Source organism: Nostoc sp. KVJ3, assembly GCF_026127265.1.
In the GTDB taxonomy this organism is placed as follows: Bacteria; Cyanobacteriota; Cyanobacteriia; order Cyanobacteriales; family Nostocaceae; genus Nostoc.
In genome coordinates, this window is sequence record NZ_WWFG01000001.1 from 1,689,342 (window position 1) to 1,701,879 (window position 12,538).

At 39.9% G+C, this 12,538-nt stretch carries 13 protein-coding genes; 10 read left to right on the plus strand and 3 right to left on the minus strand.

Annotated elements, in window-relative coordinates:
• Positions 1–16: 16 nt before the first annotated feature.
• Positions 17–442 (plus strand): DUF4363 domain-containing protein, encoded by a 426-nt coding sequence (locus GTQ43_RS06765; protein ID WP_265271766.1) that lies wholly within the window; start codon positions 17–19, stop codon positions 440–442.
• 583 nt (positions 443–1,025) lie between these two features.
• A complete protein-coding gene (locus GTQ43_RS06775) occupies positions 1,026–2,012 on the plus strand; it encodes an RNA polymerase sigma factor, RpoD/SigA family (RefSeq protein WP_265271768.1) in 987 nt (328 codons plus the stop codon).
• A gap of 187 nt (positions 2,013–2,199) precedes the next feature.
• On the opposite strand, the gene GTQ43_RS06780 is transcribed toward GTQ43_RS06775, so the two are convergent.
• Positions 2,200–2,715: a P pilus assembly/Cpx signaling pathway, periplasmic inhibitor/zinc-resistance associated protein gene (locus tag GTQ43_RS06780; RefSeq protein ID WP_265271770.1), complete on the minus strand. Its 516-nt coding sequence runs from the start codon at positions 2,713–2,715 to the stop codon at positions 2,200–2,202.
• Between the two features lie 231 nt (positions 2,716–2,946).
• Between GTQ43_RS06780 and GTQ43_RS06785 the strand changes: the two genes are divergently transcribed.
• Together GTQ43_RS06785 and GTQ43_RS06790 are read left to right on the plus strand one after the other, a co-directional pair.
• Positions 2,947–4,212 (plus strand): sensor histidine kinase, encoded by a 1,266-nt coding sequence (locus GTQ43_RS06785; protein WP_265271772.1) that lies wholly within the window; start codon positions 2,947–2,949, stop codon positions 4,210–4,212.
• Complete coding sequence (locus GTQ43_RS06790; protein WP_265271773.1) at positions 4,212–4,874, plus strand: response regulator; 663 nt, start codon at positions 4,212–4,214, stop codon at positions 4,872–4,874. Before GTQ43_RS06785 ends, GTQ43_RS06790 begins: the two co-directional genes overlap by 1 nt.
• 75 nt (positions 4,875–4,949) lie before the next feature.
• Here GTQ43_RS06790 and GTQ43_RS06795 read toward each other — a convergent pair whose 3' ends face one another.
• Positions 4,950–5,375 carry a nucleoside deaminase gene (locus tag GTQ43_RS06795; RefSeq protein ID WP_265271775.1) on the minus strand — a complete coding sequence of 142 codons (426 nt, stop codon included), beginning with the start codon at positions 5,373–5,375 and terminating at the stop codon, positions 4,950–4,952.
• 88 nt (positions 5,376–5,463) lie between these two features.
• Between GTQ43_RS06795 and GTQ43_RS06800 the strand changes: the two genes are divergently transcribed.
• From GTQ43_RS06800 to GTQ43_RS06825, 6 genes are all read left to right on the plus strand, one after another.
• Positions 5,464–6,255, plus strand: coding sequence for an ion transporter (locus GTQ43_RS06800; RefSeq protein ID WP_265271776.1), 792 nt, complete (start codon positions 5,464–5,466; stop codon positions 6,253–6,255).
• A gap of 249 nt (positions 6,256–6,504) precedes the next feature.
• Positions 6,505–7,575: a TIGR04222 domain-containing membrane protein gene (locus tag GTQ43_RS06805; protein WP_265271777.1), complete on the plus strand. Its 1,071-nt coding sequence runs from the start codon at positions 6,505–6,507 to the stop codon at positions 7,573–7,575.
• A 5-nt stretch (positions 7,576–7,580) separates the two neighbouring features.
• On the plus strand, positions 7,581–8,414 hold the full coding sequence (locus GTQ43_RS06810) for a DUF692 domain-containing protein (RefSeq protein ID WP_265271779.1): 834 nt from the start codon (positions 7,581–7,583) through the stop codon (positions 8,412–8,414).
• On the plus strand, positions 8,405–8,971 hold the full coding sequence (locus tag GTQ43_RS06815; RefSeq protein ID WP_265271781.1) for a hypothetical protein: 567 nt from the start codon (positions 8,405–8,407) through the stop codon (positions 8,969–8,971). Before GTQ43_RS06810 ends, GTQ43_RS06815 begins: the two co-directional genes overlap by 10 nt.
• A 54-nt stretch (positions 8,972–9,025) precedes the next feature.
• A complete protein-coding gene (gene fghA / locus GTQ43_RS06820; protein ID WP_265271783.1) occupies positions 9,026–9,871 on the plus strand; it encodes an S-formylglutathione hydrolase in 846 nt (281 codons plus the stop codon).
• 180 nt (positions 9,872–10,051) lie between these two features.
• Positions 10,052–10,828, plus strand: a complete 777-nt coding sequence (locus GTQ43_RS06825) for a Uma2 family endonuclease (protein ID WP_265271785.1) — start codon at positions 10,052–10,054, stop codon at positions 10,826–10,828.
• 71 nt (positions 10,829–10,899) lie between these two features.
• Here the strand turns inward: GTQ43_RS06825 and GTQ43_RS06830 are convergent, their stop codons facing one another.
• A complete protein-coding gene (locus GTQ43_RS06830; protein WP_265271787.1) occupies positions 10,900–12,492 on the minus strand; it encodes an energy transducer TonB in 1,593 nt (530 codons plus the stop codon).
• Positions 12,493–12,538: the final 46 nt, after the last annotated feature.

A 12,538-nucleotide genomic window follows, 5' to 3' on the forward strand; every position in this document is an offset into this window, starting at 1 on the left:
ATTAATCAGAGGTCTTATGAAACGCTTAATCTACATCATCCCCGTTACTGTAATTAGCTTACTCGCATTGGCAGGATGCAACAGTGATAAACAAGCTACTACCCAGACTCCTGCTACCACTGAAACCACTGCGGCGACAACAGTAGCGAAAACTCCTGGTGCTACACAGGGAGGTTTTGATACTTTGGTTGGTGTAGTTTCAAATACAAAAACTGCGGTGAAAGCCGGAAAGTTTGATAAAGCTCAACAAGAATTTAATAAGTTTGAAGATGCTTGGTCTAAGGTTGAGGATGGTGTCAAAACTAAATCTTCAAAAACCTATAATGTAATTGAAGATACTGCGACTCAGGTAAAGGGGGCGCTGAAAACAAAAGATAAAGCAAAATCTCTTAAGGGGTTGCAAACACTTGAGACAAATATCGCCACTGTTTCTAAAAAGTAAGGGATTTCCAACTGCACTCAATCAGCTAAAAATTGCTTATTTTTGTTAACTTTCTTTAATAACCCACGAATAAGCTCTCTCAATACATCAGATTTAATCCTTGAGGTTTGCTCAAAATATACCTCAAGGATTTTGAGTTTGTTAAGTGGTATTGCAGTTACGCTAGTAGTAAGCTAACCTTGGAGTTCTGCACGATCTAATACTTTCTATTTATTGTGGTTAAATCTTCGGTTTACAAGAAATCTACCCGATTTTGAACGGATTAGGGCTATTAGGGTTGTTAGTTACTAGATTAAGTTGGATAGACATAACTTTTTCAATTTTTTGACAAGCTCCTGTAACATTAAGCTCTTAACTTAAAAATATTAGTCTTGGTGAAATAATTATATCTGATAACAATCCAGAAAATCTTTCCCAATTCTTTACTTTTAGCTTTCAGTCAAACTACAAACCGATTACAGTCACAAGTTACATCAGCACCTTAATTATCCAAATTAAGGATTCCATTTTCATCTGATTTTTGAATGTCAGATGGGATTTTTCCCCTCTCAAGCAACAAGTATTTCTGGAAGTTCAAATAACTATGAATAATCTATCTTCCCTGTCTCTAGAACATGAGAAACCCCTATCTACTGCTGATGCAGTGCGTACTTATCTTCACGAAATTGGACGTATACCTCTATTAACAAATGAGCAAGAGATTAATTTAGCCAAGCAAGTTCAGAAAATGATGGATTTACTGGCTGCAAAAGAAAAATTAGCTATTCAATTAAAACGTCAACCGACACAACAAGAGTGGGTTGAAAACATAAATATTGCTGAAAAATCACTGCTGCAACAGCTACATCAGGGACATCAAGCCAAGCAGAAAATGATTCAGTCTAACCTCCGACTTGTAGTATCTATTGCGAAGAAGTATCAAAGACATAACCTAGATTTTCTCGACTTAATTCAAGAAGGAAGTTTAGGTTTAGAACGAGGAGTTGAGAAATTTGATCCTACAAAAGGGTATAAATTTTCAACTTATGGCTATTGGTGGATTCGCCAGGCAATTACCAGAGCGATCGCTGAACAAGGGCGTACTATTCGCTTGCCTATTCATATTACAGAAAAACTGAACAAAATCAAGCGTGTTCAACGCGAACTAACTCAAAAATTAGGTCGTACTCCTACCGCAGTTGATATCGCTGAAGAACTATCTTTAGATCCTAAACAAATTCGAGATTATTTACTCTTAGCACGTCAACCCGTCTCTCTAGAATTACGAGTTGGCTCAGAAAAAGATACAGAATTACAAGATATGTTGGAGGATAATGGTCTTTCCCCAGAGCTATACGCTGACCAAAAATTTCTTCAACAAAATATTCAAAATTTATTATTAAAATTAAATCCTCAGCAACGAGAAATATTAACTTTGCGTTTTGGTTTAACAGATGGAAATGAACTTTCTTTGGCAGAGATTGGTCAACGTATGGGTATTAGTCGAGAACGAGTGCGACAGATAGAACAACAAGCTTTGGGTATTTTACGAAGACATAAAGATAAGATGCATGGCTATCTAGCTAGTTAATTACGTTAGGGTCGCGGTAGTGAATCCGCGACCCTAACGTAATAGACATCTGGTGAAATTAAATATGCGTTATCCATAACCCTTGTAGAGACGTAGCAGTGCTACGTCTCTACATTCTTTTTCGGGAATGAGATGGAAAGTAATGCCCACCTCAGACTTTTTAAATATTTCTATGAAAGATTGGGGATTATCCGGGATTGCTTTCGGGACTATCTTTTTTATGGTTTTGATGCCATTGCTGTATTTGTTGCTGCTGTTCGGGGGTTAGAACTGCTTTAATCTGCTCTCTTTCTGACTGCCGAATTTGTTTTATTTGGTCTTTCTGTGCTTGAGTCAGATTTAATTTAGCAAACATACCTCTTCCACCACGATGATGACGACGCTCACCTGTTTGCTGTTGACCCGTTTGCCCCTGAGCCTTACGCGCTTCCCACGCTGCCTTACGCGCTTGTTTCGCTGACTCAAACTGTGCTTTTTGACTTGGAGTGAAAACTTTATCTTCAATTTGCTGCCAAGTATTTTGGTGAATTATCTTAATTTGGCCTTTTTGGGCTTCTGTTAGATTTAGACGGTTTCCTTGGTGTGGAGTTTGTGCAAGTAGCACAGGAGAAGGAGAGGCTGTTTGCGCTTCAACAGCAAAGGAGGTTGCAGTTAAAGTTAGAGCGATGGCTCCAGCGATTAGCGAGAATGCTTTGAGTTTCATTACTTATATTGTGGGTTTTTCCTGGTTGGATGCCATTATCATAAGAACTTATCCTTAGTAGTTACATGAGGAGAAAGTCATGGTTCTATCCATGACTAAAGTCATGATTGAATTTTTACCAATTTGATTGACAATAAATATTTAGGAGAGACGCGATTAACCGCATTTGTACAGGAGGTAGGAGTTAGGGGATAGGAGATAGACTTATTTGTAAATGGAGAAAAACAACTGATGAATCGCCCAATTAAAATTAACAAACATCCTTTTCCATCTCTGCTTTATCTGGAGTGGATATTACTGGCTATCACTGCATTGACAGCAGTTATACCACCTCCATTACGGCGATTTCGTCCCAAACCTCCAGAACTATCAATTTGTGGTACATTTCCAGATTTATCAATTTGCAATTTCTTACCAGAACTATCAATTTATAGTCTGATTATTTTTGCATTAATGGGCTTAATCTTGCCTAGTAAGAACCAGGCATCTAAAATAATATACACATTTGTTGAAATTTTATTAATTTTGACAACTGGACTTTTCGGTGAAAGGTTTTCTCGCCTTTTTCCATTTCTTTATATAATTTTAGTTACTCGCAGTTGTCTGATTTTTAAATTGCCTGGGCGTTTATTTGTTACAAGTTTAGCATTTACATTATTTCTATTTACTACACAACTAAAATACCAACTATTCAATTTTCAAGCATCGCCACAGGCACAGGAACGTTCTCGATTTCTTAGCTTGAATTGGTCGTTGGTATTTGGCTTGAGTTTAGTTTTTGTATTGTTGATGATGAATGCAGTATTATCTGAACGGCACAGTCGAGAAAAACTAGCGATCGCTAACGAAAAACTGCGTCAATATGCCATGCGAATTGAAAATCAAGCTACCTTAGAAGAACGGAACCGCATTGCTCGAGAAATTCATGATTCATTAGGGCATTCTCTGACTGCTTTAAATCTACAATTAGAAACCGCTTTAAAACTATGGCAATCTAACCCAGGTAAGGCTGAAACATTTCTAGCAACAGCAAAAGAATTAGGCTCAAAAGCGCTAAGAGATGTTCGTCAATCTGTTTCTACAATGCGTTCTAATCCTTTACAAGAACAGTCTTTAGAACGGGCGATCGCAAGTCTTGCAGAAAACTTTCATCGCTCTAACGGCATTTTACCAATTTATCAAATTAACTTAGAATATTCTCTGCCATCTGAAATAAATACTGCTATTTACCGAATTATTCAAGAATCATTAACCAATATATCTAAATATGCACAAGCAACAGAGGTTAAACTAGAACTTAATCAAATAAGAGGAAATTTACGATTGATAATTCAGGATAATGGTAGAGGTTTTGCTTTAGGTCAAAATACTACTGGTTTTGGACTTCATAGTATGCGCGATCGCACTTTAGCACTTGGAGGTGAGTTTAATATTAATAGCGCTCTTGGTTCCGGTTGCAAAATTACAGTTAATATTCCCTTAACAAGGTTGACATAATGATTAAAGTATTGTTGGTAGATGACCAAGGTTTAATTCGTCAAGGATTAAGAGCGTTATTAGAATTAGAACCAGATTTAGAAATAGTAGCAGAAGGAGAAAATGGTGAACAAGCAATTAATTTAGTTGCTGAATTTCAGCCAGATGTGGTATTGCTGGATATCAGAATGCCCATTATGGATGGAGTCGCAGCTACACTGGAAATTCAAAAACGTTTTGCAAAAACTAAAATTTTAGTACTAACGACTTTTGATGATGATGAATATGTATCAGCAGCCTTAAAAAATGGGGCAATGGGTTATTTATTAAAAGATACACCATCAGAAGAATTAGCTGTTGCTATTCGTGCCGTTTATAAAGGATATACTCAATTAGGGCCAGGTATAGTTAAAAAACTATTAACTCAGTTTTCTCATGGGACACAAACCCAGTCACCCCCTGTACCATCTACTTTAACTGAACTTACTCCTAGAGAAAAAGAGGTTTTGCGGTTAATTGCTACAGGCGCTAGTAACCGAGAAATTGCTCAAAGACTCTACATTTCTGAGGGGACGGTAAAAAATCATGTTACGAATATTTTAAACAGGTTAAATTTGCGCGATCGCACTCAAGCTGCGATTTGGGCAAATACTTATTTACCCTATTTAAATGAGCCAAGTTAAATAATAGGTTTAGATTGGCTAGGAGGTGTGTTACTGCATTAGCATAACGCACCGTAAAGTTCAATGTATCGTAGCTTATTTAAATAACTCCAAACATTCATTTTTCAAAACGTCTTTAGTAACTTTTAGAGTTCTAAATGATTTAGCAATCACCTCTTCGCAAGATATATTAATTTGTGATTGATTTATCGAGATTAAATCTTGAATTGAAGCCCCATAGACAATTTCTGATAAACCACTCCAGACACAAGCAGCTGCACACATTGGACAAGGTTCGCCAGTTGTATATATGCTATAACCTTCTAAAGCGGGGTTTTTAAGTTTAGCTGTTAAACTGCGAATAACGTTAATTTCCGCATGGGCTGACGGATCGTTATCTCTCCTAACAGTATTATGAGCTACAGCCATGACTTCGTTATCTTTAACAATCACTGCACCGTAAGGCGCATCTCCTTTTTTTGCTTCTGCCAATGCTAGACGCATAAAATATTCTGAGTTCATATAAGCTGAGGTTAACATAAGGATAATGATTAATAATATCGTATTTCTAATGCTATAACTGGGAATTAGGATTAGTTAATGATCGAATATGTTACTGAGCAGACAAGAAACAGAATTTTACTTAAAAGACTTAGAAACACCAATAGGTAAAGCGATTAATTTAACGCTTGCCGTTATGGTGTTACTATCATCAGGGATTTTTGTAGCAGAAACTTATAACATTCCTGATTCTGTGCGGTTTAAATTGAATCTTGTCGATACTGCGATCGTTATCATCTTCGCGGTGGAATATTCACTCCGTCTGTGGAGTGCAGAAAATAAAATTAAGTATATTTTTAGTTTTTATTCGATTATTGATTTATTGGCGATTTTACCATTCTTTCTCGGAATGGTGGATATCAGCTTTATCCGGCTATTGCGATGGTTTCGGATTTTAAGATTAATCAGATTTATAGATAGAAAATTTCTATTCGCCACCATCAGCACCGAAGATGGAATGATTTTTGCGCGAATATTATTTACATTATTTGCAATTGTTTTTATTTATTCTGGCTTAATTTATCAAGTAGAGCATCCAGTTAATCCTGAAAATTACGGTACATTTTTGGATGCCTTTTATTTCTCTGTTGTCACGATGACAACTGTGGGATTTGGTGATGTTATTCCAATTTCAGAATTAGGACGCTTGTTAACAGTGCTGATGATTTTTACCGGAATTGCGCTGATTCCTTGGCAAGTGGGAGATTTAATTAAGCGAGTGGTGAAAACTGCTAATCAGGTGGAAACAGTTTGTTCAAGTTGTGGTTTAGCTTTTCATGATGTGGATGCGGGGTTTTGCAAAAGGTGCGGGACTAAGTTACCTAGTCGTAGGGTTGATTGATATTGTGTTCGCAATGACATTTTATAAGCGATCGAGCGAACACGATATGAGACAAGAGAAGTAAGTTCAGATTTCTCAGCGTTTTTTATCGTGGCGGTAGAGGAGGATAAAATTTAGTGTGTGCTATAATAATACGGCTAAGTAAATTCAGATACTTGAGAAAGCCAAATGTTCTAAAAAACCGCTGCAAACATTGAGACATTTAATTTCTCTGAACTTGAAGTAATTCCCTATAAAGGAGTAAAGGCAATGAATGCATTACTGCATAATCCTATTGCAGATATGTATGGGCCAGACTTTTTGCTGTTTTATTGCTCTGTGATTGCGATCGCATTTGTAGTCTGCTGGCAGCTAATACAAGATCCAACCAAGAACCAGCCTCTGCCGTTAATTCCTGCCGAACCAGATCCTCACGAAATCGCTTATTTGCGTTCCCAAGAAACAGGAATCGCCGATGTAGCCTTATTTGACTTGATTGTTCGGGGTTATTTACAAGTCAATGAACAATCCATCAGCCAAGTACCAAATCATCCTGATGTATCTCAGCTAGAGCCAATAGAGCGTGAGGTATTCGATCGATTGTCTTCCTCATCCACAGCGAAAACATCTCTTTGGTTGGCAACCCAGAGTATCCAGTCATACAGCAATGCTTATGAAGAAAAACTACAAAATGAGCAACTGTTGTATGCTTCCCAGTGGCAAGAACGGAATATCAAAGTTGGCTTGATTGCGGCGATGATTATTTTCAGTTTGGGGGGCTATAAGCTACTCATAGCCTTGGGTAAAGGACGCTATAACGTAGGTTTTTTAATCGCAATTGGTGGATTATCCATTATCTTTCTGCTGTGGTTTGTCAGTAGGCATACGCATCTTAGTTATCGAGGCAAAGTGTATCTGCAACAACTTCAAGCAACATTTTCCCGATTGCAGCAGAAGGTAAAGTATGACATCCCTTCTGTATTTGACTACAACTTACTGGTGGCACTATTTGGCGTTGAGGCACTGGCTGGAACCTCTTATGACTCTTACTACAAAGCATTTTTTCCGTCAATATTTTTGAGAACAGCTAGCAAACTAGAGAGTTCTTATGGTAGCTCATCCAGTATGTGTAGTTCTGGCTGTAGATTATCAGACTCTAGTAGTTCTGACAGTAGTCGTTCTAGCAGTAGTAATTCTGGCACGAACTCCTCATGCAGCAGTAGTTCTGGCTGTAGCTCCTCATGCAGCAGTAGTTCTGACAGTGGCTCCTCATGCAGTAGTAGCTCATGTAGCAGCAGTTCCTGCGGTGGTGGTGGCTGTGGTGGCTGTGGAGGAGGTTAAGAGCAATGCTTTCTCATCTTCCTACTTTAGGCGTGGGGTTGGGTTTTCGGGAACCGTTTAAAAGCGATCTGTTTCTCAACCGTCAGCAGGTTGACTTTTTAGAAATTGTTGCCGAACACTATCTAGATGCATCTTGGCAAAAACAGCAGGAGTTAGAATTACTTGCTGCTCATTTCCCGATAATTCCCCACGCGATTAATCTTTCGTTAGGTAGTGCTGAAGGCTTGGATACAGATTACTTACGCAAACTGGCAGCATTAATTAAGCAACTCAACCCACCTTGGTGGAGTGAGCATATCTGCTTTACAAAAGCGGGTGGAGTTGATATCGGGCATTTGTCGCCGCTACCTTATACCCAAGAAGCTGTGGAAGTACTTTGTCGTAATATTGCCGAAGTGCGGCGCTGGATTGATGTACCGCTGATTCTAGAAAATATCACCTATATGGTGAAGCTTCCAGGTGCAGAAATGACTGAAGCCCAGTTTTTAGCCGAGGTGGTAGAACGTTCTGATTGTGGACTGTTATTAGATATAACGAATCTCCACACTAATGCTGTGAACTACGCCTATGATGTCCATGAGTTTTTGCAACAATTACCGAGCGATCGCATCGTACAATTACATTTTGTTGGTGGACATTGGCATGATGGTGTATTAATTGACAGTCATTCGCAGTCTACGCCCGTGGAAGTATGGCAGCTGATGGAGGAAGTTGTCGCCCGTGTTCCAGTTAAAGGGATTATTCTAGAACGGGATGAAAACTTGCCACCCTTTGCAGAGTTGACAAAAGAATTACAAAAAGCACGGGACATTAGCAGGAGTTATGGTAGATGGGGTTAGCACAAACCCAGGAAGTTTTAGCCAAACTTTACACCAATACGGAATTTAGAGAGCGTTTCTTTGCTAACCCAGAAACCGTTGCCGCAGAGTTGGGGTTGAGTTGTGATGAAGCCCAAAAGTTCGCTCAACTTTCAGCACAAGAGGTAAATATCTTTGCAAATTCTCTGAAGTGGAAACGGTTAGGGGAAGTACGCGAACTACTTCCACGCACTGCGCGGGCGTTGGGTAAAAATTTTACTGCCTTGTTTTGGCGATATGCCCAAACCCATTTACCAAAAGGAATCAAAAAACACAGGGAAGATGCGATCGCTTTTGCTAACTTTATCACCAGAGTTGCTCAAGCGGAAAACGTAGCTCCACCTTGGATTGACGATTTGGTGCGCTATGAAAAAACATGGTTGTTGGCTAATGAACCTAGTAGCCGCTTGAATGTGTCTTGGTTCCGTTATCCTATTGGCATAGCGAGTCTAGACGCAATGAATCCTAAACCAACGATCGCAATTTGGTTTCGCCTATCGGAGCGATCGCAACTGCGGCATATCGTGCGATCGTTATAATAGCATCCTAATTACCAGGTAGTTCACAGCCTTTCGGGAAAGAAAATATAACCAATGCCTAACCTCAACTTCATTTCAGAATATAAAAGCTTTGGTGGCAAACTCGGTTTTTACAGTCATCCCTCCTCAACCTGTAACGGTGAAATGCGCTTTGCTGTCTATCAACCACCACAAGCAACTCAAAAACCTGTACCAATTCTCTATTTTCTCTCTGGGTTAACTTGCACGGAAGAAAATTTTATGGGTAAGGCGGGGGCGCAACGCTACGCGGCTGAGTACGGTTTGATGCTGGTTGTACCAGATACTAGCCCCCGTAATAGTGGCATTGCAGGTGAGGATGATGATTGGGACTTTGGCACAGGTGCGGGCTTTTATGTTGATGCTACAGAGGAACCGTGGCGGAAAAACTACCAAATGTATAGTTATGTCGTCCAGGAATTACCTGCTTTAATTACCGCAAATTTCCCCACTCAACCAGATAAACAAGGTATTTTCGGTCATTCGATGGGGGGACATGGGGCGCTAGTCTGTGCGATGAGAAACCCAGAACTCTACAAATCAGTATCAGCCTTAGCACCGATCGCTGCACCTATGCGTTGTCCTTGGGGTCAAAAGGCTTTTAGTGGTTATCTTGGGAGAAACCAAGAAAGTTGGCGTGCTTATGATGCTAGTGAATTGGTAATAAAATTAGGATATCACAGTTCAATTCTTATCGATCAAGGGACTGCTGATAAATTTTTAGCCGAACAATTACTGCCAGAGGTGTTTGAGCAAGCTTGTGCAGATGTTAAGCAGCCGCTAAACTTGCGTTACCAAGAAGGTTATGACCACAGTTATTATTTTATCGCTAGTTTTATTGGAGATCATATCCGTCACCATGCGATCGCTTTATTGAAATAATTCGTAATTCTTAAAAAGTAAAAAACCCCACAAGAGAGATAATTTATTTTTTGGAAATCCCTAAGCGGATACGATGTTGCAGGTGTATGTGTCGCAGATTTCTAAGAGAATGTTTGATGCGATCGCCTCGATATCTGTTCTAGAAGCGATAAAATAAAAAATAAATTTATGCTGTGTTATATGGCAACCCAACTCAGTGAAGCCAAATCCCAGACTGAACTGGTAATCTCTTGGGAAGCCTTACCCAAGGATTTTAAACTAGAGGATGAACCAGTGGAGAATACAGGTCAGCTACTTTTGGCTGGTGCTTTGCGTGAAAGCCTAGAAATCAGTGGATTCATCCAACCCCAGATGTTGATAGCTTCAAATTTTGGTCTTTGTGCGACTGTGAACGGACAATTTATTGCCAAAGCACCTGACTGGGTTTATGTGCCATCGGTTAATGAAGTTGTGGGGACTCGCAAAAGTTATACACCCAACCTAGAAGGAAATATCCCTGCGATCGCCATCGAATTTTTATCCGATGCTGAGGGTGGAGAATATTCGGTCAAGCGAACTTACCCGCCAGGAAAATGGTTTTTCTACGAGCAAATTTTGCAGATTCCCATCTACATAGTTTTTGAACCAGATGGCGGTTTATTAGAATATTATCAACTAGAAAATCAACGTTATGAGTTAAAGCAACCTGACGAAAATGGTCGTCATTGGATTGATGTAATGGGCTTATTTTTAGGAACTTGGCAAGGAACAAAAGAAGCGCGCACTGGTTATTGGTTACGCTGGTGGGATCAAGCTGGTAATTTGTTACCGTGGGCTGTGGAACAGATTGAACAAGAACGCCAACGGGCTGAACAAGAACGCCAACGGGCTGAACAAGAACGCCAGCAAAAAGAACGATTGATTGCTTATTTGCAATCTCAGGGTATTGACCCGGATAATTTGCCCCCGTTCCAGTAGAAACTTTGTTACATAGCGGTAAATTTTAGCGTCCACTTACTTAGGAATTTAATTTCTAGAAATGTCTACTGTTAACCACCATCCCCCGATACATTTAATTCACCATAAACATTGATATCAAATGTAAATTCGATATTAATGTGGTTTTTGGAATATCCTGTGGGCAAAGGTGCAAAAGGTGTAGCTCGTTGTATAGCATTGAGTGCTACTTCATCAGTCACACTAAATCCAGAGGTTTGTGCAATGCTGAGATTGCTAACTTGTCCTGAACGGTTAATAGTGAAGTTAAGCACCGTTCGCCGATTAGACTGGCTAATTCCTGGTAGCCAGTGCTGTTGAACCCGTTGCTTTAGTTTATTTAAATAAGAGGTAAGGTCTATATCTTGACTGCGAGCATCAATGCCAGAAGTCCCTTGGCGATCGCGGTTGGAATTAGGCAAAGCTGCCAGTTCATCACCATGATAATTCTGACTAGATACACTCATAGTACCACCCAATAAACTTGCTGCACCTGTTTTTAGAGATGACTGACCTTGAGATGTTGTTCGCCTACTCAATCTAGTTATCGACTGCCCTAAGTTCTTAGGGTTGCTGGGTATTGGTAATGTGGCAGTTCTTCCAAACGCTGTTTTCAGATATGGGGCTGGTGCTACTGTAATTTTCTTAGAATTAGGTACTTGTACTGCGGTTGCAGGTGCTGACGATATTTGCCTTGGTTTGAGTACTAAAGGTGTAGTCAAAGGCGCTGTTTTCAAAAGTGGGACTGGTGTAGTCACTGGTGCTACTACAAGTTTCTTAGAATTAGATACTTGTGCTGCGGTTGCAGGTACTGACGATATTTGCTTTGGTTTGAGTACTAAAGGTGTAGTCAAAGGCGCTGTTTTCAAAAGTGGGACTGGTGATGGTGTAGTCACTGGTGCTACTACAAGTTTCTTAGAATTAGATACTTGTGCTGCGGTTGCAGGTGCTGACGATATTTGCTTTGGTTTGAGTACTAAAGGTGTAGTCAAAGGCGCTGTTTTCAAAAGTGGGACTGGTGTAGTCACTGGTGCTACTACAAGTTTCTTAGAATTAGGTACTTGTGCTGCGGTTGCAGGTGCTGACGGTATTGGCTTGGGATTAGGTGCTGTTTTCAGAAGTGGGTCTGGTAGTGGCGTGGTAACTGGTGCTACTGCAATTTTCTGAGAGTTAGGTACTTGTACCTCCCTTGCAGATGTTGATAAGATTTTTTGAGGTTTGAATTGTGGCTGTTGAGGAGATAGATTTGGTGATTTCGTCTTTTGCTGCTCCCGTTCTGGGTGGAATACCTTGAGGGGAGATGAGGCTGCTAAGTCAAAAGAACTCTCGCTTTTATGTCCTACGGGATTAACTGATTTCACCACAGAAACAGGTCTTTCTGACAAAGCTTTGCCACCGGCAATAGAATTTTTGGTAGCCCAGGGTGAGGTTTTAGGAGGTATGTCTGTTTTATTAGGAGGAACTTCAACTACCTCGATTGGAATTTCTTGGGTAATTTTTTGCTTTGGCTCACGCATCAAAGCTATGTGCCAATATTTGCTCCCTATTAATAAAATAGAGTGAAGCAGGATAGAAGTAACTAGACCAAGGAGCATATCGAGAGGGCGCACGCTCCGATGGCACACAAATTCATCAGATGAAGCCATGTTATTGTACTTTCTTTAATAGCAACCTCAACAGTCTATTTACAGG